We start from the raw sequence: 21,836 nt of genomic DNA, 5'->3' as shown, positions 1-21,836 counted from the left end.
GCCTTCGGTTTGTCGGCATACTCGCCCAGAAAGCTAAGGGACGCGCCTATGTCAGGCACTCAAACTGTTAAAAACGGGGGGCAGGTACGTCGCCGCCACGTTTTTTATATTCCGGGGTATGACCCTTTTCATCCGCGCCGCTACCGCGAGCTGTATCGCAAAGAATCTGCAGTGCAGGCGGCTGTCTCGAACTATGCTTTGCAGCTTTCGCCCAAGCAATCCGGCGGGGCCTATGGTTGGGATGTGGCCGCGCAAATTGATGGCACAGACGTGCAGACCCAGGTCGAGGTGTTGGTCTGGTCTGATATCGTCAAATCCTCGATGGATACTGGCATTCTGGCGACCTACCTGCAAATGCTGCGCACGGCGTGGATCTACATTGGTTCGGGGGCGTTGTGGCGGTTGATGCAACTGCGCAAAGGGCCAGTGATTGCGGCATTGTATCCGGTGGTGTTTTTGGTGGGGCAGTTGGGCCTTTCTGTCTTGGCAGGTCATCTTGCCGGAAAGGTGCTGGTCACGGGCTTGCAACTGTTTTTACTGGACACTGAGGGGGCGGCTTTAACAATCAGCCTGCTTGGGTGGTTGGTGTATTGGGGCGCATTCGGTGGGGTCGTGTTGATGGCCTTGCGCTGGTTCCGGCGGATCGACGCAAGAGTATTTGCCTATTACCTGATGCATGATTATGCCTATTCGGCGCAGATGAACGGGGCCAATCCGCCCGCGTTAGAGGCCCGCATGGCAGATTTCACCAAGACCATCGCAGAGGCGCTGCAAAGAGATGTGGATGAGGTGTTGATCGTCGGCCATTCCTCGGGCGTGCATTTGGCGGTGTCGGTCTTGGCCGATCTTATTCGGGCAGGCCGGGTGCCAAAATCGGGACCGGCTTTGTCGTTCCTGTCTTTGGGGCAGGTGGTTCCCATGGTGTCATTCTTGCCGCAGGCGCAACGCTTGCGGACTGATCTGGCGTTTTTGGCGGCCACAAAGGCGTTGTTTTGGGTGGACGTAACAGCCCCCGGCGATGGCTGTGCCTTTGCGCTCTGCGATCCGGTAGCGGTTTCTGGGGTGGCCCCTGCCAACAAACACTGGCCGCTGGTGTTTTCGGCGGCTTTTACGCAATCTTTGTCACCGGCCCGCTGGAAAGAGCTGCGCTGGCGGTTTTTTCGTCTGCATTTCCAGTATCTTTGCGCCTTCGATCGCCCGCGTGATTATGATTATTTTCAAATCACCGCCGGGCCGATGACGCTTGGCGCGCGCTATCAGGGCCGCCCTGCATCCCAATCGCGCATCGAGACGCCTGTAAACAAATACACTTCGGTGACATTATGATGCCGCCGAAACCTGCGGCCCGCCCAGACAAAGTGTCGCTGTGGCGGTATTTGAAACTGTTTCGCCAAGACATTTTGTCGGCCCAGCCTGCGCGGCTGTATCGCGCTTGGATGGCAGAGTTTCGGACACCGTTTTTTCGCAGCTATTTGTGCAATGATCCGGCGCTGGTACGCCTGATCTTGAACCAACGTCCGGATGACTTTCCAAAATCGAACCGCATCCGCGAGGGGCTGACACCTTTGTTGGGCAACTCGGTTTTCGTGACCAATGGTGAGGTTTGGAAACGGCAGCGGCGGATCATCGACCCCGCGTTCGAAGGCGGGCGTATCCGCGAGAGTTTTGCGGCGATGGCGGCGGCAGGGCAGGCGGCGGTGTCGCGGATGCAGCCGGGCGTGCAAGAGATCGAGCCGGAAATGAGCCATGCGGCGGCAGATGTGATCTTTCGCACGCTGTTTTCCATTCCGATCGAGCATGAGATCGCGGCGAAAGTGTTTGACCAATTCCGTGCTTATCAGCGCGAGCAGCCGATCTTGAACCTGGCCGCGTTTTTGCCTTTGCCGCGCTGGTTTCCGCGGTTTCATTCGCGGCGTACCAAGCAGACGGCGGCGCGGATACGCGGCCTAATTCGGGGCCTGACCGAGCATCGGGCAGGCTTGATTGCGGCGGGTGAGGCGCCGGATGATCTGGCGACGAAAATCATGACCACCCCTGATCCGGTTTCAGGGCAGCTTTTTGATACAGAAGAGATGATCGATCAGGTCGCGATCTTCTTTCTGGCGGGGCATGAAACCTCGGCCTCGGCTTTGGGGTGGGCGCTGTATTTGCTGGCGACGTATCCGGAGGTTCAAAACCGGCTGGCCGAAGAGGCGGCCGGAATTGGTGAGGCGCCGGATTTCGCTGTGATGGGACAGCTGAAATTCAGTCGGGATGTCTTTCGTGAGGCGCTGCGATTGTATCCGCCGGTGCCGATGATGGTGCGGGAAAATCGCTGCCCTGAGGTCTTTCGCGGCCGCGAGGTGGCAGCGGGGGGGCAGGTGGTTTTAAGCCCGTGGCATCTGCATCGCCATGAAAGAATTTGGGAGCGGCCGGATGAATTTGATCCGGATCGCTGGCAAACCGAGGCCGGGCGGAGCTGCGCGAAAGAGGCGTTTTTGCCGTTTTCGGCAGGGCCGAGAGTGTGCCCCGGAGCCGGGTTTGCGATGATCGAGGGGCCGCTTTTGTTGGCGATGCTGGTGCGGGCTTACCGGTTCGAAACGGTGGCCGGGCGCGCGCCGGTTCCGGTGGCGCATCTAACGGTGCGGGCGCGGGATGGGATCTGGTTGGATGTGAAAAAGCGCGGATGACCGCGCGCGGACATGTTATTAAGATATTGATTTAAAAACGAAATCACAAAAAAATTTGTGATTTGTTAAGGGTTTGGCGCGCGGAAACGGGTGGTGCGCTGAAGCGCACCCTACGGCTGGTTGCGGAAGTGGTTTAGCACGAAAACGCGGATCGCCGAGGCAAGGCCGATGTCAGTTTGGCGGGATTCGTCGATTTCAATCGCAAGCGCGTTGATGGTCAGATCGCGCGCGGCGGCGATGTCGCGGAAGGCTTGCCAAAACTCGGTTTCAAGCGACACCGATGTGCGGTGACCGCGCAGGGTGAGCGAGTGTTTGACGGGGCGTTCTGGCGCGCGTTTCATGGTTTGGGGTCAAGCGCGTGGCCGTCGAGGTCGCGCTTGGCCTTGTCTTTGCGGGCAGCTTCGGCCAGCTTTTCGGCCTTGGTCCGTCCGAATTTCGCGGCGTTGGCATCAGCCTGCGCAGTTGCCTCGGCCCGCTGACGGGCCTTTTTAACACTGCGCAGGTTGATGACTTGTGCCATTTTGGACCCGATTACCCTTTGGGACCGATCATGTCTTCGGGGCGGACAACGCGGTCAAAGGTTTCGCCATCGACGAGGCCCAAAGCAATCGCCTCTTCGCGTAAGGTCGTGCCGTTTTTATGCGCGGTTTTGGCAACTTTGGTCGCGTTATCATAGCCGATTGTCGGCGCAAGCGCCGTCACCAGCATCAGCGATTCCTTCATCAGCTTGTCGATGCGTGCGGTGTTGGCCTGCGTGCCGACAACCATGTTGTCGGTAAAGCTGCCAGCGGCATCGCCCAAAAGCTGCATGGATTGCAACAGGTTATAGGACATCATCGGGTTGTAGACGTTCAGCTCAAAGTGCCCTTGGCTGCCTGCAAAACCGATGGCGGCATCATTGCCCATGACATGGGCGCAAACCATGGTCAGCGCCTCGGCCTGGGTCGGGTTTACTTTGCCCGGCATGATGGACGAGCCCGGTTCATTTTCTGGCAGGATCAATTCGCCAAGGCCCGAGCGGGGGCCGGAACCGAGCAAGCGCAGGTCGTTGGCGATTTTGAACAGGCTGGCGGCAACCGTTTTCAACGCGCCCGAGAACATGACCATCGCGTCATGCGCGGCCAGAGATTCGAATTTGTTAGGGGCGGTCACAAAGGGCAGGTTGGTGATGGCGGCGATTTCCGCAGCAACGCGGGTATCCCAGCCAACGCGGGTGTTCAGGCCGGTGCCAACGGCGGTGCCGCCTTGGGCCAGCTCATAAATATCGGGGAGGCAGGCTTTGACGCGCTCGATCCCTTTGGCGACCTGATGGGCGTAGCCGGAAAATTCCTGACCCAAGGTCAGTGGGGTTGCATCCTGCGTATGGGTGCGGCCGATCTTGATGATGTCTTTGAATTCGTTTTGTTTTGCGACCAGTGCGGCGTGCAGTTTTTCAAGGCCGGGCAGCAGCACATCCCGCGCCATCATGCCAGTTGCCACGTGCATTGCGGTGGGGAACGTGTCGTTCGACGACTGGCCCATGTTGCAATGATCGTTGGGGTGAACCGGTTTTTTGCTGCCTTTGACGCCGCCCAGCATTTCAATCGCGCGGTTCGAGATGACCTCATTCGCGTTCATGTTGGATTGGGTGCCGGAACCGGTTTGCCAGACGACCAGCGGAAAGTTGTCATCAAACTTGCCGTCGATCACCTCTTGCGCGGCCTCGGCAATGGTTTTGCCCAGATCTGCGGGCATATCGCCTTGGGCCACGTTAACGGTGGCACAGGCCTTTTTGATGACGCCCAAAGCGCGGATGATGGCGACAGGTTGCTTTTCCCAGCCAATGGGGAAGTTCATGATCGAGCGCTGGGTTTGTGCGCCCCAATATTTATCGGCGGGAACTTCGAGCGGGCCAAAGCTGTCGGTTTCGGTACGGGTTGCGGACATTATGCGCTCCTGATGGGCCTGAATTCGGGGCCTGTTTAGGGCGTTGGGCGCAGAAAATCAATCGGTATACGGCGGCATACCGCCGCAGGACAGGCTAGTTCTGGCTGCGCCGCAGGATATAGACCTGTGCCGGCGGAAAGTTGGCCCAGACCTTTTTCGCCTTGGTCGCGGTAAGGCCGAGGGCGGAAAGGCCCTCGGGGGAAAGCGGTGTGGTGTGGCCGTAGGTGAACTGGACGAAAATACCATCGGGGCGCATGACCTTGAAGGCGGCGCCCACAATCTCGCGGCGCAGGCTGCGCGGCATTGACAGCAAGGGCAGGCCAGAGACAACGGCGCCGACCGTGGCGGGCATCAGGTCGGGGGCCTGTTGTGCGCCGGTGACATGCATCGTGGTGCCGGGAAAGCGTTTGGCCACGGTTTCGGCAAAGACCGGGTTCATTTCAAACAGCGTCAGATTTTCGGGGCGCACGCCGCGGGCAAGGATGGCGCGGGTGATGATACCGGTGCCGGGGCCAAATTCGACCACGGGGCCGGTTTCGGGGCCGACATGTTCGGCCATTGCGGCGGCAAGCGCACGCGATGAAGGCACCAGTGATGAGGTTTGCTTGGGTTGCAAAACCGCTTGTTTCAGAAAGAACGCAAGTTCAGACAACATGGTTTTGCCTTGTGGCTGTTGGACTATTTCCGGAATTTGTCGAGCGAGACGACCTCGGCATCCTGATGCGGCTTTTCAGGTTTTTCCTGTTCGCCGTCAAGGTCTTCGTCGTCACTTTCGTAATCGTCGTCATCATCTTCTTGTGTTTCGAACCGCAAGCCGAATTCGACCGAAGGGTCAACAAACGTGCGCAACGCGTCAAAAGGCACGACCATCGGTTCGGGGTTGTTGCCGAAGTTGAGGGTGATGGAAAAGCCGGTATCGGTGACGGTGAGGTTTTCGAACCAGTTTTGGATAACGATAGTCATTTCAGTCGGGTAACGGGCGTGCAACCAGTCGGCTATCAGCACATCGGGGTGCTTGGTATCAAAGGTGATAAAGAAATGGTGGTTGCCCGGCAGGCCGTGCATCGCCACGTCGGTCAGGACGGACTGGATCAGCCCGCGCATCGCGTTATGCATAAGGTTGCCGTAGTCGATGGTGCGGGCCATGCTTTCTTCCTTTTGTCGATTCAGCACAGCATAAGGGATTTGAGGTCGAAAGAAAGGGGCGGTAGTGGTGAAAAAAGTGGCAGTTATGTGAGGGCGGGGATTGCGCCGAGCGCGGCGCAGAGGGCGAGGGTTTGTGCAAGGCCCCAGTGGCGGGCAAAGATAAGCCAGGTTGCCAGAATGGTTAGGGCGGCGGCGATCGGGTCCAGTGTGTTGATATGGGGTAGGGTTAGTGCAACGGGGCCGAGGGTATAGCTGTCGATTTGGCCAAACAGCACATGCAGCGCGAACCAGACCGACAAGTTGCCGATCACCCCGACGACGGCTGCTGTGATCGCGGCGAGGGCCGAAGACAGCCGTGGCGCGTGTTCTAGCCGCGCGATGAGCGGTGCGCCGGCAAAGATCCACAAAAAGCAGGGGGCAAAGGTCATCCATAGCGCGATGAGGGCGGCGGCGAGGCCCAGTGGCACCCCGCCTTTGCCATGGCCCGAAAGATAGGCCACGAACTCGGTGACCAGAATCAGCGGGCCGGGGGTGGTTTCGGCCAATCCGAGCGCATCGATCATTTGTGGCAGGGTCAGCCATGTTTTGTCTTGCACGATGGCTTGGGTAAGCCAGGCGAGAACCGCATAGGCGCCGCCAAAGGTCAGGACGGCGAGTTTTGAAAATAACAGGCCGATTTCAAACAAAAATCCGCCCTCGGCCAGCCAAAGGGCAGCAAGTGGCAGCAGCCAGATTACGGCCCAGAGCGCGGCGGGGCGCAGGGTTTGAGACCAATCTATCGCGGTGCTTGCTGCTAGCGGGGCCGTTTGGTCAGGCTGTTTCGCGGTGAGAAAGCCGATCAATCCTGCGGTAAGGACGACAAACGGAAAGGGCAGGTTGAACAGAAACAGCGCCAGAAAGGCCGCAACGGCGAGTTCCCTATGGAACCACCCTGTCAGCGCGCGCTTTGAAATCTTTAGTAGCGCGTGCAGCACGATGGCCAACACTGCCGCCTGCACGCCGCGCAGCAAAGCTGCCGCCAGTGGCAAATCGCCGTAAGATGCATAGAGCATGGCAAGGATTAGCACCACCAAAGCCCCGGGCAGCACGAACAACAGCCCCGCGATCAGCCCGCCAATTGTGCCGCGCAGACGCCAGCCTGCGTAGGTCGCAAGTTGCATCGCTTCGGGGCCGGGCAGCATCATGCAAAAAGACAATGCGCGCAGGTAGTCGGATTCGGTTAGCCAGTTGCGCTGTTCTACCAATTCGCGGTGCATCAGGGCGATCTGGGCGGCGGGGCCACCAAAGGACAGCAGGCCGATGCGGGCAAAGACGCGGGTAAATTCAGGCAGTTGGGGCAATGGGATGCTCTTTATTGCTGGGGCGCGTGGGGGCAGGGCGGTGCCTCCGGCGGGGATATTTTTGCCGAAAAGAAAGCGGGGGGTGGGATTTACGTGGCAGCGGGCCAGTCGTGGGTTTCAAGATGCCCGTCGCGGGCCCAACGGTAGAGGGCATCATAGAGCGGCATGGCGGCGTCAAGCTGTTGCAGATCATCTTTGTACATGCGCGACAGGCCGACCGAGAGGGCAAGCAGGCCCGCCGCTTGTGGGGCGTTTTCGTGGCTGTCTGTATCGGCGGCGCGGATGATCCGGGCCAAGCGGTCCATCGCGGGTGAGCCGAGACCGAATTCTGTGACCATTGTATCAAAGCTGCAGGTTTCGGCGCGGTGTGACCAGAAGGTGTTTTCGATATCAAAAGGGAGTGCGCTGAAGCGGTCGGCAACCGCTGCGACCTCGGATGGTGGGACATAGAGAAATTCGGCCTGCGGGTTGACGAAGCGGCGGATCAGCCAAGGGCAGGCGATGCGGTCTATTTTGGGGCGGTGACGGGTGACCCAGCGGTTGCTGCCCGCAAGAATGCTGGCGGGGGTAAGGGGCAGTTCGGCCTTTGACCAAGCCGCAAATCCGCCTTCGAGCGATTCGGCGGTGGCGCCGAGGCAGCGCAGCACAGCCGCCGCGCCATGCGAGAGTTTCAGCCCGTGTTGGCAAATGACAACGGCGTGTGGCCCGTTTTGTTGGGGGCCGTTTTGAGGGAAGGCGTTTTGGGCGAAGGCGGTTTGCAGGCTGATGTCTTGATGCGAGATGCGGCGGGCAGTGGGGATAAGGCGGGGATCGGCATTGAAATCTTCGTCCGTTCGCACATCGATCAGGGTCGGGCAATCGGGGGTGCCGATAAGGCGGGCGAGTTGGGACGGGGTAATCTGGTTGGGGCCGGGCATAGGGGCATCCTGTATAAAGCTAGGGGGATGCGATGCTTGGGCTGGCGCCTCACGGGGCGTTCGCGGGCCCCATAAGCCAAGGATAGCGCGTGGCTTGTGGCGTGGTCAAGCGTTTAGCCTGTGGGTTTGACCAGTTCGCGCAGCAGTTTGGCGCGGATGGCGCGGGGGTAATCATCAAGGCCGCGGGCGGTGATGACAAAGCCTTTGGGGGTGATGACCCAGTTCTTGTAGAAATTCGAGGTTGGCGACGAGAGGCCCATATCCTCTATTGCGATAGCGTTTATGGTGATGTTCTGGGCCAAGGCGTTGCGGCGGGCGCGGGAAACCGTGTGCCCTGCGTTTTCGGGGCCATCGCCCGAGATGTCGATCACATGGCGGGTGCAATCGGGTACCGCCGCGAATTGTGCTGTTGCAAAGCTGATCGCCTGTCCGACTGCGGTATCCGAGCCGGTAAAGGCACGGGGCAGGGTGCGGGTGGATTGGGCAAAACGGTTCAGGGCCTGAGGTGAGAGCATGCGTTGCCAAGGGATGACGAGCGCTTGGCGGTCCAAGCCCGACCATTGTACCACGGCCAAAGCAGATTGGCCCCGAAGCAGGATGTCTGCGACCTCGGGGTCTTGGAGCGCGTCGAAAAGCCCGCCGATTTGCAGCGCGTATTCGCCTTTGTCGATCGAGCCTGAGACATCGATCGCCAGCAAAAGTGCTGTGTCACAGGCCTGTGCCGGTTGGGTCAGGCCAAGGCTGAGGGCAAGGGCGAGAATGCGCAGCATGGGGCAAGTTTGGCGTGGCCCGGGTGATCGCGCAAGCGTTTAGTGGCTATGCACAAAGCCGCCGGAGGTGGCTGCCCATACTGCGTGCAGTTTGGTATTGGCGGAATTGCCTGTCTGCGGAAGAGGGGTGCGCGTGTTGGGCGGGCAATGCGGCGTTATGGGTTGTGGTTTGATCAGGTGGCTGGCGGCGGCTGCCTCCGGCGGGGATATTTGGGCCGAACAGAAAGCGGGGAGTGGTTTGGGGGGTAAGTGCAGGATTCTGTTGCCAGGCTCCTGCGGGCCCCGCCTTACACTGCTAGGTGCAAGGGCTTAGTTTTCGATAGGTCCGGTCGCTTACGCGGCCATAGCCATCGGAGCACGGTTGTCATTTGCAACTGTACGATTTGTACCGATAACGGTGGTAACTCACCGAGCGAAAGCTGGCCTCTTTAAACGTTCGTCGATCCTATTTCGACCCCGAACCCCCGAAATGAGCGGGTGGAATGGTGGAGTCGCCGGGTACCGCCCCCGGGTCCGAGCCGTGTATTACAGGTGCGTTTATCGCCATAGTCCGAGCAAGCCCGAACAAGATCAATATAGGGGGGCAGTTGCGGGCGTGCAAGGGGACGATCAGGCCAAACTGTAGCGGGCGGAAAAGCCGGGTGCGGGCCGGGCGGTGACGCGGCCTTGTTGCACCAGATCGAGCAGATGGGCCAGGACGTTGCGCTGTGCCGCGGGGTGCAGGGCGGGCGGGGTATCGGTGTAGAGCGTTTGGGTGAGGGTTTGAACGGTGCTTGGGCCATGGGCGAGTTGGGCGAGAATCTCGGTCTCGCGCTGTTCGCGGTGCCGGAGAAGAAAGGCAAGGCGGGCGACGGGATCGGTGATGGGGTCGCCGTGGCCTGCGTGGATGACCTGCCAGTTTTGCGCGGCGAGGCGGCGGGTGGAGGCCATATAGGCCGCCATGTCGCCATCGGGGGGCGAGACCAGAGACGAGGCCCAGCCCATCACGTGATCGCCTGAAAACAGTGTTGTGCCAGAGGCAAAGCAGAGGTGGTTGGACAGATGGCCGGGGGTGTGAAGGGCTGTCAGTGACCAATCGCCATGGGCGAGCGTATCGCCATCGGCCAAGGAGACATCGGGGGTAAAGGTGGCATCAATGCCTTCGCCGCCGGCAATCAGCCCGGCATCGGCCAGCGCCTGCATTTGCGGGCTGCGGCCTGCTGTGGCGGGGCCGTAGGCATAGATTTTCGCGCCATAGAATTCGGCCAAGGGGCGGGCGAGGGGCGAGTGGTCGAGATGGGAATGGGTAACGAGGATATGGCTGATCCGCTCGCCCTTGTGCAGCGCGCTTTGCAGGGCGGTGGCGTGGGCTGCAATATTGGGGCCGGGGTCGATCAGGGCGACCTCGCCCGTGCCAACCAGATAGCTGTTGGTGCCATGTAGGGTCATTGGCGAAGGATTGGGTGCCAGAATGCGACGCAAGCCATTGCCGAGATCGGTGTGCGGGCTGTCGGGCTGCGGCTGCTTTGGGGGGCGGGCATTTTGCATTTAACGCGATCCTTTGCCGCTATTGGTGTATTGCAATTGCGGGGGCTTTTGTAATGGCCGCGCCGGGGGTAGGTTGGTGCTATGTTTAGCAAGCTTAAATACCTTATGCCACGAGGCCTTTACGGGCGGGCGGCACTTATTTTGATCGTGCCTGTGGTGACGATCCAATTGGTGGTGTCGGTTGCGTTTATCCAACGTCATTTCGAGCGGGTGACGCAGCAGATGACCGAGGGCGTGGCCCAAGAGATCCAGTATATGTTGGCGCAAGACGGTAGCCTGCGCGATGATTTCGCCGCTGCCATGGGCTTTAGGATTGAATATCCGACGAAAAAGACCGGCCAAGGGGATGTGCGCAGCGCGATTGATCTATCTGGCAAAGAGGTGATTCTGACGCTGCGTACACTGGTGCCGGGGGTGCGACAGGTTGAACTGTTGTCTGATCCGCAGCGGGTGGAAATGGTGATTGATACCGCGGACGGGCCTTTGTGGTTGATGGTTGATCGGGTGCGGGTTTCGGCCTCGAACCCGCACCAACTGCTGGTTTTGATGATTCTGACCTCGGTTTTGATGACATTTATTGCCTACGGGTTTTTGCGCAACCAGCTGCGCCCGATCACCAAACTGGCCGATGCGGCGACGGCGTTCGGCAAAGGGCAGACGGTGCGCTACCGGCCGCGCGGCGCATTAGAGGTGCGGGCGGCGGGCAAGGCGTTTCTGGACATGCGTTCCCGGATCGAGCGGCAGATCGAGCAGCGCACGATGATGCTGTCGGGGATCAGCCATGATTTGCGCACGCCATTGACCCGTATGCGGCTGGGCCTGTCTATGCTGCCCGAGGATGAGGATACCGAAGCCTTGCTGCGCGATGTGGGTGATATGCAGCGGCTGATCGACGGGTTTCTATCCTTTGCGCGTGGCGATGCGATGGAAGAGGCGGAACTGACCAATCCGAAAGAGCTGATCAAGCGCATTGTTGATAATGCTGTGCGGGCAGGGATGCCGGTTGTAACGGGGGCGCAAACGGGCAGCGGTGAGGTTATGCTGCGGCCTGCGGCAGTCATGCGTGCGATAGAGAACCTGATCGGCAACGGGGTGCGGTTTGGCAGTAAAGTGCGGGTCGGGTTTGTGCAAACCGAGCGCAATTTGCGCGTGATTGTCGAGGATAACGGCCCCGGGATACCGGAACCCCAGCGTGACGAGGCCCTGACGCCCTTTGCGCGGCTGGATGCGGCACGAGACCCGAACAAAGGCGGCGGCGTAGGGCTTGGCCTTGCGATCACCCAAGATATTGCTCGCAGTCATGGCGGCAGGCTAATTCTGTCGAAAAGCGAGGATCTGGGCGGGTTGAAAGCCGAGTTCATAATCGCCTGTTAGGGTGCCTTAGCGCGGGCTGCCGCCGACCATGACCCAATAGACCTGTTTGTCTGCGCCGAGCGCGATGCCCAAGCCTATTTCTGTGATTTTCGGTGACAGCATATTCGCGCGGTGGCCGGGTGAATTGTACCACCATTGTGCCGCTTTGCCCGTTCCGAACATGCCGACATTTTCGTTTGCGGCGCTGAAGTTATAGCCCCTCGTCTTGATGCGCTGCGCAAAATCCGAGCCGTTGCTGCCTGAATGCGAGATTTTGCCCCTGTCGGCCATGTCGCAGGCGTGGCTTGCAGCTGCGGCGGCCAGTTTGGTATTTTGGCGCAGGGCGGGCAGACCTGCCTGTGTGCGATAGGCGTTGATCTGGCCACGTGTTTCGCGGATTTGCGCTGCGGCATCTGCAGGCAAAACGCATTTGGCCATGGCAGGGGGTGCCATCGCGAGGCACAAGGAAATGCAAAGCGCGTGTCGTAAATTCAAGCGGTTTCCAATTTGGCGGCTGTGTTTTGCACCTGTATTTTAGGGTGACAAAGCGTAGGGGCAACGCGAAATTGCCGCGACAGGCGGTGTGCCGCTGATGCCTTGGGAAACAGGCGGAAGGTGTGCCTTTGATCTTGTCGCTTAAGCATTTGCTAACGGTGTTTTGGCATGACAGGGTTGGGCAGGGTTTCCGGGGCGGTTGTTTTGACGTGTTGCTTTGGCTTTGGGATTTTTCCTGATGCCCTTGCAGGGGGCGGCACGCACTACTAAGACTTATGCAATCCTTTGGGACAAACGTTACTTTAGATAAACAGGCAGGCGCAGATGCAAGATCCGATTGATCACTACATGAACACCCTCGTTCCTATGGTTGTGGAACAGACCAGCCGCGGTGAACGCGCCTATGACATCTTTAGCCGGATGCTTAAGGAACGGATCATCTTTTTGTCGGGCCCTGTGCATGACGGTATGTCGAGCCTGATCTGCGCCCAGCTTTTGTTCCTTGAGGCTGAGAATCCGTCGAAAGAAATCTCGATGTATATCAACAGCCCAGGCGGCGTTGTGACGGCAGGTTTGTCGATTTATGACACGATGCAATACATCAAGCCCAAGGTTTCGACGCTGGTTATCGGGCAGGCGGCATCAATGGGCAGCCTTTTGCTGACAGCCGGCGAAAAGGGTATGCGGTTTTCGTTGCCCAATTCCCGTGTCATGGTGCACCAGCCATCTGGCGGGTATCAGGGGCAGGCGACCGACATCATGATCCACGCGCGCGAAACCGAAAAACTGAAGCGCCGGTTGAATGAAATTTATGTGCGCCATACGGGCCAAGACCTGGCGACGGTTGAGGCCGCGCTGGAACGCGACAACTTTATGTCGGCCGAAGATGCGAAAGAATGGGGCCTGATCGACGACATTCTGGAAAACCGTGGCAAAGCCGAGCCAGAAGCGAAGTAAGGCCAATGCCCCCAAAGGTGATCACATTTGGGGGCGATTTGACATTGTGAAGGCGTGGGGCTTGGCCTAGACTTGGCCCCAGCAGATATTAAGCGACGCAGGGCAGAGGATCAGGATGGCGACGAATTCGAGCAGCGACAGCAAAAACACCCTCTATTGCTCATTTTGTGGCAAAAGCCAGCATGAGGTGCGTAAGCTTATTGCAGGGCCGACGGTGTTCATTTGTGATGAATGCGTTGAACTGTGCATGGATATTATCCGCGAGGAAACCAAAACTAGCGGATTGAAAACAACCGAGGGCGTGCCAACGCCGCGCGATATTGCCAAGGTGCTGGATGATTATGTCATCGGGCAAGAGCATGCGAAACGCGTTTTGGCGGTGGCGGTGCATAACCACTATAAACGTCTGAACCATTCGTCCAAGTCGGATATTGAACTGGCGAAATCCAACATCTTGCTGATTGGCCCAACGGGTTGCGGCAAAACCTTGCTGGCGCAAACGCTGGCACGGATTTTGGATGTGCCGTTTACAATGGCCGATGCAACAACTTTGACCGAAGCAGGCTATGTTGGCGAGGATGTGGAAAACATCATCCTGAAGCTGCTGCAAGCGTCGGAATATAACGTCGAGCGCGCGCAGCGTGGCATCGTTTACATCGACGAAGTGGATAAGATTACGCGCAAGTCTGACAACCCGTCGATTACGCGGGATGTCTCGGGCGAGGGCGTGCAGCAGGCGCTGCTGAAGATCATGGAAGGTACGGTTGCATCCGTGCCGCCGCAGGGTGGGCGCAAGCATCCGCAGCAGGAATTCCTGCAAGTGGATACGACGAACATTCTGTTCATCTGTGGTGGCGCGTTTGCCGGTTTGGAAAAGATCATCGCGCAGCGCAACAAGGGCTCGGGCATCGGTTTTGGCGCCGAGGTCAAAGACCCGGATGCACGTGGCGTGGGCGAGATGTTCCAAGAGCTGGAGCCGGAAGATCTGTTGAAATTCGGGCTTATCCCTGAATTTGTGGGCCGTTTGCCCGTTTTGGCGACCCTGACCGATCTGGATGAGGCCGCGCTGATCACGATTTTGACCCAGCCAAAGAATGCGCTGGTTAAGCAGTATCAACGTTTGTTTGATATTGAAGGCACGCAGCTGACCTTTACCGCCGATGCGCTGACCGCGATTGCGAAACGCGCAATCAAGCGGAAAACCGGCGCGCGGGGCTTGCGGTCGATCATGGAGGATATCTTGCTGGATACCATGTTCGAACTGCCGGGTCTGAGTGACGTGCAAGAGGTTGTTGTCAACGAAGAGGCGGTGAATTCGGGTGCGAAACCGCTGCTGGTGCATACCGATCGCAAGAAAAAAGAACCTGCAAGCGCGGGCTAAGCAATAGGGGCGGGCCTTTCGGGGCCTGCCCTTTTTTAGGGCTGCGGATGAGGCTGGACCTTGGCCGCGCCTTACGCCATATAGCACAGTGAAACGAAGCCGGAGACCCGTGATGTATTTCCTTAAACGCCTGCTGACTTGGTGGAACAGCCAAACCATCAGCACCCAGATTTTCACTTGGCGCAAAGGCGTGAAAGTGGGGGAAGATGCGCAGGGGAATATCTATTACAAAACCACCGATGGTAAACGCCGCTGGGTGATTTACAACGGCGAGATGGAGGCCACACGGGTAAGCCCGGATTGGCACGGCTGGCTGCATTTCACCTGGAATGAGACACCGAGCGATAAGCCTTTGGTGCATAAAGCCTGGGAAAAGCCGCATCTGGAAAACCTGACGGGGACCGACGCGGCCTATGCGCCAAGCGGCTCTATTCGTCGGCCAGTGCCTGCGGCACGCAGCGATTATGACGCGTGGCAGCCGGAATAATCGGGCTGCGGAAAGAGAAACATGATTAGGGTTACCGCAGTTTTACTGGCCGCGCTTTGCGCGACAGCGGCCCAATCGCAAACGGCTGTCAGTGCGCCGGGCGGTGTGGTGCGGTGGCTGGATAAAGTCTCGGGCGAGACTGGCGATATTGAGCTGGGGCGGGGGCAATCGGCGCGCAACGGGCGGTTGTCAATTCAACTGGACGAGTGCCGCTATCCGTCAGAGGACAGCCCGACCGAGGCCTATGCGCATTTGACGATTTTGGATTCGCTGATGGACAAGCCCGCTTTCGTCGGGTGGATGATCGCCAGCAGCCCTGCGCTTTCTGCGATGGACCATCCGCGTTATGATGTGTGGATTTTGCGCTGTCTGACCAACTGAGGCGTCGGCGCGTAATCTGGGGGCGTAAAGCTTGCCGATTGCTGCAACGCTGCGTGCAGCCGCCTGTGATAGTCATTCCGGGAAATCTCGATCGCGCCGAGTGAGGCCAGATGTGGCGTGATGAATTGGGTGTCAAATAACGAAAACCCACCCGCCCGCAAGCGATGCACCAACCAAGCCAGTGCGATTTTTGAGGCATCGGTGCGGCGCGAAAACATGCTCTCGCCAAAAAACGCGCCGCCGAGCGTGACGCCATACACGCCGCCGACCAGATCGGGCCCATCCCAAACCTCTAGGCTATGGGCAAAGCCTGCGGTGTGCAGCGCTTGGTATAGCGTAAAAATCTCGTCGTTGATCCAGGTTTCTTGACGGTCGGCGCAGGCGGCAACAGTGGCGGCAAAGTCATGGTTCACGCGAATGCGGTATTTGCAGCGCGCGATGCTTTGCGAAAGGCTGCGTGAAATATGGAAATTTTCCAGCTCGAATATGCCGCGGCGGCTTGGGTCTACCCAGTGCATTTCCGTGGATGTGCTGCTTTCGGCCATCGGAAACACACCGGCGGCATAGGCGGAAAGCAAAAGCTGGGGGGTTACGGGGGCTGTCATGGAAAAAGGGGGGCGTTTCGGCCCCCCAATGCGTTAATGCTGGCCAAGCTGGGCATCGAGCCATTTTTCCAGCCAGTGGATGTTGTAATCACCGGTTTGCACATCTGGTTCGGCCAAAAGCGCGTGGAACAGCGGCACGGTGGTATCAACCCCGTCGATAATCAGCTCGCCCAAGGCGCGGCGCAGGCGGGCCAAAGCTTCGGGCCGGTCACGGCCGTGGACGATCAGCTTGCCGATAAGGCTGTCGTAATAGGGCGGGATAGAATAGCCGCCATAAAGCGCCGAATCCATCCGCACGCCAAGACCGCCCGGCGCGTGGAATGTGCGCACTTTGCCGGGGCAAGGTGCGAAATTCGGCAGCTTTTCGGCGTTGATCCGCACCTCAATGGCGTGGCCGTTGATTTCCAGATCGTCTTGGGTGAATGACATGCCCAAACCGGCGGCAACGCGGATTTGTTCGCGCACCAGATCGACGCCAAAGATGGCCTCGGTCACCGGGTGTTCAACCTGCAAACGCGTGTTCATCTCGATAAAGAAAAACTCGCCATCCTCATACAGAAATTCGACCGTGCCTGCGCCGATATAGTTAATTTTGGCAACGGCTTCAGCGCAGATCTTGCCGATTTTGGCACGCAGTTCGGTGGTGATCGCGGGGCCGGGGGCCTCTTCAAACACCTTTTGGTGACGGCGCTGCAACGAGCAGTCACGCTCGCCCAAATGCACCGCATTGCCTTTGCCATCGCCGAACACCTGAATTTCGATGTGGCGCGGCTTTTGCAGGTATTTTTCGATATAAACTTCGTCATTGCCAAAGGCGGCTTTAGACTCGCTGCGCGCGGTGCGGAAGGCGACTTCAAGTTCCTTGGCGTTTTTGGCCACTTTCATACCGCGCCCGCCGCCGCCGGCAGTCGCCTTGATGATAACCGGAAAGCCGATACCTTCGGCCACACCAATCGCATCTTCATAGCTGGCAACGCCGCCTTCCGAACCCGGAACAACGGGAATGCCCAAAGCCTTGGCGGTTTCTTTGGCGGTAATTTTATCGCCCATGATGCGGATATGTTCCGCCGAGGGGCCGATAAAGGTGATGTCGTGATCTTCGAGCGCCTGCGCAAAGGATTCGTTTTCCGACAGAAAGCCATAGCCGGGGTGGACCGCTTGCGCGCCCGTAATCTCACAAGCCGAGATGATCGCGGCTTTGTTCAGATAGCTGTCGGTCGAAGAGGCCGGGCCGATGCAGATCGACTCGTCGGCCATGCGCACATGCATGGCGTCACTATCGGCGGTGGAATGCACGGCGACAGAGGCGATCCCCATTTCGCGGCAGGCGCGGATGACGCGAAGGGCAATTTCCCCTCGGTTGGCGATCAGGATCTTGTCAAACATGGTGTGCCCCTTATTCGATGATCATCAAGGGGGCGCCATATTCGACCGGGCTGCCATCTTCGAACAGGATTCGTTTCACCGTACCCGCGCGCGTGGCGTGGATGTGGTTCATGGTTTTCATTGCCTCAATAATAAGCACAGTGTCGCCTTCGGCAACTTTGTCACCAACTGCGACGAACGGCTTTGCGCCCGGTTCGGCGGCCAGATAGGCCGTGCCAACCATAGGCGATGTCAGCGCGCCGGGGTGTTGGGCTGGATCTTCGTTGGTCGCGGCAGCGGCGGCGGCAACTGCGCCGGCGGCGGGCATGGCGGCAGGTGCCATCATCGGGGCTGCAGACTGTGCCATGGTGACGACAGTTGCCTGTTTTACAACGCGTACATCAAGGCTGTCATCCTCGGCATAATCGCGTTTTACCGAGATTTCGGTCAATTCATTGGTGTTCAGAATCTCGGCCAGTGCCTTGATGAAGGCTACGTCTGCGTCAGTCGAATGTTTGCTCATACCGTCCTCGAATATCGGGTTTTCGGGTGTTTTCGGCAAATTTTGACTTGCCCGCCCCGCATGATGTGCGGGCTTTATACGCTAGGGAAGCATTGGTGAAAAGCACGAGTTGCAGCTGTGCGGGTTTGAGAAAAAATGAAGTTTCAAAATTTACCGTTTGATAAAATAATTGACCTGTGGCAGCATTTTTTAAATCACAGCCATCGGAGGGCCAAATCTTGTCCAACACCCCGCTGACACCCGGAATAGTCTCAGGTCGGCTTGTCGCCGAAGCCTATGCCCATAACTTTGATGATCTGGAGCCGGTTCTGGATGGGCATGAGGCGCATGTGGCGGCCGATCGCTGTTATTTTTGCCATGATGCGCCCTGTATGACGGCCTGTCCGACCAGTATCGACATTCCTTTGTTCATTCGCCAGATCGCGACGGGAACCCCCGAAGCGGCTGCGAAAACCATTTGGGATCAGAACATTCTGGGCGGCATGTGTGCACGGGTATGCCCGACCGAGCAGCTGTGCGAAGAGGTTTGTGTGCGCGAAGTGGCCGAAGGCAAGCCGGTAGAAATTGGCCGCTTGCAGCGCTTTGCGACGGACCGCGTGATGGCGGCAGGGGTGCATCCGTTCACGCGTGCGGCCCCTACAGGCAAGCGGGTGGCGGTGGTTGGTGCGGGGCCAGCGGGTCTGGCGGCGGCGCATCGCTTGGCCTTGCACGGCCACGATGTGGTGATGATGGACCGGCGCGAAAAGCCGGGGGGGCTGAATGAATACGGTATTGCAAGCTATAAAGCACCGCATGATTTTGCGCAGGCCGAGGTTGAGTGGCTGCTGAAAATCGGCGGGATTACAGTGCAGACAGGCGTTGAGCTGGGCCGCGATGTGACGCTGGACGGTTTGCGGGCCGAGTATGATGCGGTGTTTTTGGGCATTGGTCTGGGTGGCGTGAACGCGCTGCGGGCGGCCGGAGAAGATATCGCCGGTGTGCGTGATGCTGTTGATTTCATTGCCGAGTTGCGCCAGCAGCCGGATAAGGCAAAGCTGGCGATTGGCCGCGACGTGGTGGTGATTGGCGGCGGGATGACGGCGGTGGATGCGGCTGTGCAGTCGCGGCTGCTGGGCGCGCAAAACGTGACAATCGTGTACCGGCGTGGCCAGGAAAAGATGAGCGCGAGCGTGCATGAGCAAGACCATGCGCAACAGGTGGGCGTGCGGATCATTTGCAACGCCGCACCGGTTGAGGTGATCGGCAAAGGTGGCAAGGTCTCGGCTGTCGAGTTTGCCTATACGCAGGATGGTCCGGAGGGGCTGAAGCTGTTGGATGATACGTTCACGCTGGCGGCCGATCAGGTGTTTAAGGCGATCGGGCAAACGCTGGTTGCGCCCGAGGGTATGGCGGGGCCAAAGCTGGATGTGCAACCATTGGCGCGTGTTTGGGCCGGAGGCGATTGCGCGCAAGGCGGTGAGGATTTGACCGTGACCGCCGTGGCCGAAGGGCGCGACGCAGCAGAGGCTATTCATATCAATTTGATGGGGGCGGTGCGCTGAAGCGCACCCTACGGAGATTTTCAAATGGCAGATCTGACAACGAATTTCATCGGTATCAAATCCCCCAACCCGTTCTGGCTGGCCTCGGCGCCGCCGACGGATAAGGAATACAACGTGCGCCGCGCGTTTGAGGCGGGCTGGGGCGGGGTGGTTTGGAAAACGCTCGGGTCCGAAGGGCCGCCCGTGGTGAACGTGAACGGCCCGCGCTATGGCGCCGTTTGGGGGGCTGACCGGCGCTTGCTGGGGCTGAACAACATCGAGTTGATCACCGACCGGCCGCTAGAGGTGAACCTGCGGGAAATAAAATCTGTAAAACGCGATTATAAAGACCGCGCATTAATCATTTCTTTGATGGTTCCCTGCGATGAAGAGTCGTGGAAGGATATTTTAAAGCGGATCGAGGATACGGAGGCGGATGGCGTAGAGCTTAACTTTGGTTGCCCGCATGGCATGGCCGAACGTGGTATGGGATCGGCCGTAGGGCAGGTGCCGGAATATATCGAGATGGTAACGCGCTGGGTAAAGCAGCATTCGCGGATGCCCTGTATCGTGAAATTGACGCCGAATATTTCCGATATTCGCAAACCTGCCGAGGCGGCAAAACGCGGCGGGGCGGATGCGGTGTCGTTGATTAACACGATCAACTCGATCACCTCGGTAAACCTGGACAGTTTTGCACCCGAGCCGATGATTGATGGCAAGGGCACGCATGGTGGCTATTGCGGGCCGGCGGTAAAGCCGATTGCGCTGAATATGGTGGCCGAGATTGCGCGCAGCATGGAAACGCGGGGCTTGCCGATTTCGGGGATTGGCGGGGTTACGACATGGCGCGATGCGGCCGAGTTTATGGCGCTTGGCGCGGGCAATGTGCAGGTTTGCACGGCGGCGATGACCTATGGTTTCAAGATCGTTCAGGAAATGATCTCGGGCCTGTCGCAATATATGGATGAAAAGGGGATGGTTTCGACAGCCGAGTTGGTTGGCCGTGCGGTGCCGAATGTGACGGATTGGCAGTTCTTGAACCTGAATGCGGTGTCAAAGGCCAAGATTGACCAAGATGCCTGTATTTCTTGCGGGCGCTGCTATGCGGCCTGTGAAGATACCAGCCATCAGGCGATCTCGATGAGCGAGGATCGGGTATTTGAGGTGATGGACGACGAATGCGTTGCCTGTAACCTGTGCGTCAACGTCTGCCCTGTGGAAGGCTGCATCACGATGGAAGAATTGCCAAAAGGCGCGGTTGATGCGCGGACAGGCAAAAAGGTTGGCGACTATGCCAATTGGACGACGCATCCTAACAACCCCAGCGTGGCGGCTGCTGAATAAGCGCCGCTCAGGTCTGGGTTTTGTTGACTGGCAGCACCGCCGGCCCGATGGTTTCACGGGCGGTGCTGTACCCGGCTTGCGCCGTTTGCGACTGGGCGGCGATTTGGGTGGCGAGGCTTAAGGCCTCGGCCGACGCGGGAGGGTTTGCAAGAAGGGCCCGGATAATCGCGGTTTTTTCGCGCGGCTCCATCGCGGTTTCGGCCGCTTTGCGGGCCTCATCCACACTGAGCGGTGCAGGAAGGACCGAGTTTTCGGCGAGTGAGCCGACCGGTTTTTGCAGGTCAATTGCAGTTGGTTGCGGCACCGAGAGGCGCGTTGAAGTTGGGAATTCCATCTGTGCTATCCGTTTCCGGTGAGGCCCCCGCCTAAGCACAGCGTAGCAAATTTCGTGCAGCATTTCCTGCCCGAAATGCCCAGAATTTTAGTGAATTTATACCGTTAGCAGCCGCCGGAACAGAATTTCGAGAAAGGCCTCGGCTTCGGCAAAGGGGTCATGATCGGGGCCGAGTACAGCGCGTACCTGAACGTCAAAATCGGCGTAATGCTGGGTCAGGGCCCAGATTGAGAAGATCAGGTGAACCGGTGGAAGGGCGGCAATTTTGCCGGCATCCATCCATTCTTGCAAAACGACGGTCTTTTCATCAACCAGCTCTTTCAACTCGCCTTCGATCGCCGCCCGCAGATGCGGCGCGCCGTGCAGAACTTCGTTGGCGAAAAGGCGGCTTTCGCGGGGGAATTTCTGGCTGATCTCCAGCTTTTTGCGGACATAGGTCATGATCTCGACCAAGGGGTCGCCCGACGGGTTCATCGCGCGCAAAGGATCAAGCCAGGTGGTTAAAAGCTGGCTGAGAAGGGCGAGGTGCATCGCCTCTTTGGAGGGGAAATAATAGAGCAAATTGGGCTTGGACAGACCCGCAACCTCGGCGATTTGGTCAAGGGTCGCGCCGCGGAAACCGTTGGCGGAAAAAACGTCCAGCGCTGCATCGAGGATGGTTGTCGAATTCTTTTGCTGAATTCGTGTTTGCGGGCGGCTCATATGTGGTCCTGCGAAAGGGCCGGTTTCTGCCCGGCGGGAGGGTGATATTAGCCCGAGTTGTAAGGGGGGTCAAACGCAATGCGGGGTGTGG

General features: G+C 58.6%; 24 protein-coding genes and 1 other RNA gene. 9 read left to right on the top strand and 16 right to left on the bottom strand.

The window, feature by feature from the left end:
* Positions 1–48 precede the first annotated feature (48 nt).
* Both AKU79_RS06440 and AKU79_RS06435 read left to right on the top strand, forming a co-directional pair.
* Positions 49–1,326 carry a hypothetical protein gene (locus AKU79_RS06440; protein WP_050522713.1) on the top strand — a complete coding sequence of 426 codons (1,278 nt, stop codon included), beginning with the start codon at positions 49–51 and terminating at the stop codon, positions 1,324–1,326.
* Positions 1,323–2,669, top strand: a complete 1,347-nt coding sequence (locus AKU79_RS06435; RefSeq protein WP_050522712.1) for a cytochrome P450 — start codon at positions 1,323–1,325, stop codon at positions 2,667–2,669. The genes AKU79_RS06440 and AKU79_RS06435 overlap by 4 nt, the downstream gene beginning before the upstream one ends.
* Before the next feature lie 110 nt (positions 2,670–2,779).
* Here AKU79_RS06435 and AKU79_RS06430 read toward each other — a convergent pair whose 3' ends face one another.
* The 10 genes from AKU79_RS06430 to AKU79_RS06390 all read right to left on the bottom strand — a co-directional run bounded on the left by AKU79_RS06430 (position 2,780) and on the right by AKU79_RS06390 (position 10,295).
* On the bottom strand, positions 2,780–3,010 hold the full coding sequence (locus AKU79_RS06430; protein WP_050522711.1) for a ribbon-helix-helix domain-containing protein: 231 nt from the start codon (positions 3,008–3,010) through the stop codon (positions 2,780–2,782).
* On the bottom strand, positions 3,007–3,189 hold the full coding sequence (locus AKU79_RS06425) for a DUF4169 family protein (protein ID WP_050522710.1): 183 nt from the start codon (positions 3,187–3,189) through the stop codon (positions 3,007–3,009). Before AKU79_RS06425 ends, AKU79_RS06430 begins: the two co-directional genes overlap by 4 nt.
* Positions 3,190–3,200: 11 nt before the next feature.
* Complete coding sequence (fumC, locus tag AKU79_RS06420; RefSeq protein WP_050522709.1) at positions 3,201–4,595, bottom strand: class II fumarate hydratase; 1,395 nt, start codon at positions 4,593–4,595, stop codon at positions 3,201–3,203.
* 94 nt (positions 4,596–4,689) lie between these two features.
* The gene (locus tag AKU79_RS06415; RefSeq protein ID WP_050522708.1) at positions 4,690–5,250 is read right to left on the bottom strand and encodes a class I SAM-dependent methyltransferase; all 561 of its coding nucleotides are present in this window, start codon (positions 5,248–5,250) and stop codon (positions 4,690–4,692) included.
* Between the two features lie 23 nt (positions 5,251–5,273).
* On the bottom strand, positions 5,274–5,741 hold the full coding sequence (locus AKU79_RS06410) for an SspB family protein (protein WP_050522707.1): 468 nt from the start codon (positions 5,739–5,741) through the stop codon (positions 5,274–5,276).
* 83 nt (positions 5,742–5,824) lie between these two features.
* Positions 5,825–7,081, bottom strand: coding sequence for a chromate efflux transporter (chrA, locus tag AKU79_RS06405; protein WP_197087233.1), 1,257 nt, complete (start codon positions 7,079–7,081; stop codon positions 5,825–5,827).
* A gap of 89 nt (positions 7,082–7,170) precedes the next feature.
* Positions 7,171–7,998 (bottom strand): chromate resistance protein ChrB domain-containing protein, encoded by an 828-nt coding sequence (locus AKU79_RS06400; protein ID WP_050522706.1) that lies wholly within the window; start codon positions 7,996–7,998, stop codon positions 7,171–7,173.
* 113 nt (positions 7,999–8,111) lie between these two features.
* Positions 8,112–8,768 (bottom strand): DUF1194 domain-containing protein, encoded by a 657-nt coding sequence (locus AKU79_RS06395; RefSeq protein WP_050522705.1) that lies wholly within the window; start codon positions 8,766–8,768, stop codon positions 8,112–8,114.
* A 248-nt stretch (positions 8,769–9,016) separates the two neighbouring features.
* Positions 9,017–9,373, bottom strand: a transfer-messenger RNA (tmRNA) gene (gene ssrA, locus AKU79_RS18905).
* Between the two features lie 4 nt (positions 9,374–9,377).
* Positions 9,378–10,295, bottom strand: a complete 918-nt coding sequence (locus AKU79_RS06390; protein WP_050522704.1) for an MBL fold metallo-hydrolase — start codon at positions 10,293–10,295, stop codon at positions 9,378–9,380.
* An 81-nt stretch (positions 10,296–10,376) separates the two neighbouring features.
* On the opposite strand from AKU79_RS06390, the gene AKU79_RS06385 reads away from it, so the two are divergent.
* Entirely contained in the window at positions 10,377–11,669 is a 1,293-nt protein-coding gene (locus AKU79_RS06385) for an ATP-binding protein (RefSeq protein ID WP_050522703.1), read from the top strand.
* Positions 11,670–11,675: 6 nt separating this feature from the next.
* On the opposite strand, the gene AKU79_RS06380 is transcribed toward AKU79_RS06385, so the two are convergent.
* Positions 11,676–12,101 carry a CAP domain-containing protein gene (locus AKU79_RS06380; RefSeq protein WP_050522702.1) on the bottom strand — a complete coding sequence of 142 codons (426 nt, stop codon included), beginning with the start codon at positions 12,099–12,101 and terminating at the stop codon, positions 11,676–11,678.
* 366 nt (positions 12,102–12,467) lie between these two features.
* On the opposite strand from AKU79_RS06380, the gene AKU79_RS06375 reads away from it, so the two are divergent.
* From AKU79_RS06375 to AKU79_RS06360, 4 genes are all read left to right on the top strand, one after another.
* On the top strand, positions 12,468–13,100 hold the full coding sequence (locus AKU79_RS06375; RefSeq protein WP_050522701.1) for an ATP-dependent Clp protease proteolytic subunit: 633 nt from the start codon (positions 12,468–12,470) through the stop codon (positions 13,098–13,100).
* A gap of 115 nt (positions 13,101–13,215) precedes the next feature.
* Positions 13,216–14,481: an ATP-dependent Clp protease ATP-binding subunit ClpX gene (clpX, locus tag AKU79_RS06370; RefSeq protein WP_050522700.1), complete on the top strand. Its 1,266-nt coding sequence runs from the start codon at positions 13,216–13,218 to the stop codon at positions 14,479–14,481.
* Between the two features lie 112 nt (positions 14,482–14,593).
* Positions 14,594–14,968 (top strand): NADH:ubiquinone oxidoreductase subunit NDUFA12, encoded by a 375-nt coding sequence (locus AKU79_RS06365; protein WP_050522699.1) that lies wholly within the window; start codon positions 14,594–14,596, stop codon positions 14,966–14,968.
* Between the two features lie 21 nt (positions 14,969–14,989).
* On the top strand, positions 14,990–15,349 hold the full coding sequence (locus AKU79_RS06360; protein ID WP_156209506.1) for a DUF2155 domain-containing protein: 360 nt from the start codon (positions 14,990–14,992) through the stop codon (positions 15,347–15,349).
* Here the strand turns inward: AKU79_RS06360 and aat are convergent.
* The 3 genes from aat to accB are packed head-to-tail and all read right to left on the bottom strand — an operon-like array spanning position 15,313 to position 17,842.
* Positions 15,313–15,954: a leucyl/phenylalanyl-tRNA--protein transferase gene (gene aat, locus AKU79_RS06355; RefSeq protein WP_050522698.1), complete on the bottom strand. Its 642-nt coding sequence runs from the start codon at positions 15,952–15,954 to the stop codon at positions 15,313–15,315. The two genes, AKU79_RS06360 and aat, sit on opposite strands and share 37 nt — an antisense overlap.
* A gap of 33 nt (positions 15,955–15,987) precedes the next feature.
* Positions 15,988–17,340, bottom strand: a complete 1,353-nt coding sequence (accC, locus tag AKU79_RS06350; RefSeq protein ID WP_050522697.1) for an acetyl-CoA carboxylase biotin carboxylase subunit — start codon at positions 17,338–17,340, stop codon at positions 15,988–15,990.
* Between the two features lie 10 nt (positions 17,341–17,350).
* Positions 17,351–17,842 carry an acetyl-CoA carboxylase biotin carboxyl carrier protein gene (gene accB / locus AKU79_RS06345; RefSeq protein ID WP_050522696.1) on the bottom strand — a complete coding sequence of 164 codons (492 nt, stop codon included), beginning with the start codon at positions 17,840–17,842 and terminating at the stop codon, positions 17,351–17,353.
* Between the two features lie 218 nt (positions 17,843–18,060).
* On the opposite strand from accB, the gene AKU79_RS06340 reads away from it, so the two are divergent.
* Together AKU79_RS06340 and preA are read left to right on the top strand one after the other, a co-directional pair.
* Positions 18,061–19,383 (top strand): NAD(P)-dependent oxidoreductase, encoded by a 1,323-nt coding sequence (locus AKU79_RS06340; RefSeq protein WP_050522780.1) that lies wholly within the window; start codon positions 18,061–18,063, stop codon positions 19,381–19,383.
* 24 nt (positions 19,384–19,407) lie between these two features.
* Positions 19,408–20,709: an NAD-dependent dihydropyrimidine dehydrogenase subunit PreA gene (preA, locus tag AKU79_RS06335; RefSeq protein WP_050522695.1), complete on the top strand. Its 1,302-nt coding sequence runs from the start codon at positions 19,408–19,410 to the stop codon at positions 20,707–20,709.
* A 7-nt stretch (positions 20,710–20,716) separates the two neighbouring features.
* Here preA and AKU79_RS06330 read toward each other — a convergent pair whose 3' ends face one another.
* Positions 20,717–21,043, bottom strand: a complete 327-nt coding sequence (locus tag AKU79_RS06330) for a hypothetical protein (RefSeq protein ID WP_050522694.1) — start codon at positions 21,041–21,043, stop codon at positions 20,717–20,719.
* Positions 21,044–21,139: 96 nt separating this feature from the next.
* Positions 21,140–21,745: a TetR family transcriptional regulator C-terminal domain-containing protein gene (locus AKU79_RS06325; protein ID WP_050522693.1), complete on the bottom strand. Its 606-nt coding sequence runs from the start codon at positions 21,743–21,745 to the stop codon at positions 21,140–21,142.
* Positions 21,746–21,836 lie beyond the last annotated feature (91 nt).

Origin of the sequence: Pseudorhodobacter wandonensis (genome assembly GCF_001202035.1) — a bacterium.
GTDB classification, from domain to species: Bacteria; Pseudomonadota; Alphaproteobacteria; order Rhodobacterales; family Rhodobacteraceae; genus Pseudorhodobacter; species Pseudorhodobacter wandonensis.
The sequence above is the reverse complement of the archived record's forward strand: the minus strand, read 5'-3'. Positions and strand labels throughout refer to the sequence as shown.

What these genes read in the sequence shown, in the direction of transcription:
- AKU79_RS06440 (WP_050522713.1), top strand. Translation starts at nt 49, where the DNA reads ATGTCAGGCACTCAAACTGTTAAAAACGGGGGGCAGGTACGTCGCCGC.
- AKU79_RS06435 (WP_050522712.1), top strand. Translation starts at nt 1,323, where the DNA reads ATGATGCCGCCGAAACCTGCGGCCCGCCCAGACAAAGTGTCGCTGTGG.
- AKU79_RS06430 (WP_050522711.1), bottom strand. Translation starts at nt 3,010, where the DNA reads ATGAAACGCGCGCCAGAACGCCCCGTCAAACACTCGCTCACCCTGCGC.
- AKU79_RS06425 (WP_050522710.1), bottom strand. Translation starts at nt 3,189, where the DNA reads ATGGCACAAGTCATCAACCTGCGCAGTGTTAAAAAGGCCCGTCAGCGG.
- fumC (WP_050522709.1), bottom strand. Translation starts at nt 4,595, where the DNA reads ATGTCCGCAACCCGTACCGAAACCGACAGCTTTGGCCCGCTCGAAGTT.
- AKU79_RS06415 (WP_050522708.1), bottom strand. Translation starts at nt 5,250, where the DNA reads ATGTTGTCTGAACTTGCGTTCTTTCTGAAACAAGCGGTTTTGCAACCC.
- AKU79_RS06410 (WP_050522707.1), bottom strand. Translation starts at nt 5,741, where the DNA reads ATGGCCCGCACCATCGACTACGGCAACCTTATGCATAACGCGATGCGC.
- AKU79_RS06400 (WP_050522706.1), bottom strand. Translation starts at nt 7,998, where the DNA reads ATGCCCGGCCCCAACCAGATTACCCCGTCCCAACTCGCCCGCCTTATC.
- AKU79_RS06395 (WP_050522705.1), bottom strand. Translation starts at nt 8,768, where the DNA reads ATGCTGCGCATTCTCGCCCTTGCCCTCAGCCTTGGCCTGACCCAACCG.
- AKU79_RS06390 (WP_050522704.1), bottom strand. Translation starts at nt 10,295, where the DNA reads ATGCAAAATGCCCGCCCCCCAAAGCAGCCGCAGCCCGACAGCCCGCAC.
- AKU79_RS06385 (WP_050522703.1), top strand. Translation starts at nt 10,377, where the DNA reads ATGTTTAGCAAGCTTAAATACCTTATGCCACGAGGCCTTTACGGGCGG.
- AKU79_RS06380 (WP_050522702.1), bottom strand. Translation starts at nt 12,101, where the DNA reads ATGGCACCCCCTGCCATGGCCAAATGCGTTTTGCCTGCAGATGCCGCA.
- AKU79_RS06375 (WP_050522701.1), top strand. Translation starts at nt 12,468, where the DNA reads ATGCAAGATCCGATTGATCACTACATGAACACCCTCGTTCCTATGGTT.
- clpX (WP_050522700.1), top strand. Translation starts at nt 13,216, where the DNA reads ATGGCGACGAATTCGAGCAGCGACAGCAAAAACACCCTCTATTGCTCA.
- AKU79_RS06365 (WP_050522699.1), top strand. Translation starts at nt 14,594, where the DNA reads ATGTATTTCCTTAAACGCCTGCTGACTTGGTGGAACAGCCAAACCATC.
- AKU79_RS06360 (WP_156209506.1), top strand. Translation starts at nt 14,990, where the DNA reads ATGATTAGGGTTACCGCAGTTTTACTGGCCGCGCTTTGCGCGACAGCG.
- aat (WP_050522698.1), bottom strand. Translation starts at nt 15,954, where the DNA reads ATGACAGCCCCCGTAACCCCCCAGCTTTTGCTTTCCGCCTATGCCGCC.
- accC (WP_050522697.1), bottom strand. Translation starts at nt 17,340, where the DNA reads ATGTTTGACAAGATCCTGATCGCCAACCGAGGGGAAATTGCCCTTCGC.
- accB (WP_050522696.1), bottom strand. Translation starts at nt 17,842, where the DNA reads ATGAGCAAACATTCGACTGACGCAGACGTAGCCTTCATCAAGGCACTG.
- preA (WP_050522695.1), top strand. Translation starts at nt 19,408, where the DNA reads ATGGCAGATCTGACAACGAATTTCATCGGTATCAAATCCCCCAACCCG.
- AKU79_RS06330 (WP_050522694.1), bottom strand. Translation starts at nt 21,043, where the DNA reads ATGGAATTCCCAACTTCAACGCGCCTCTCGGTGCCGCAACCAACTGCA.
- AKU79_RS06325 (WP_050522693.1), bottom strand. Translation starts at nt 21,745, where the DNA reads ATGAGCCGCCCGCAAACACGAATTCAGCAAAAGAATTCGACAACCATC.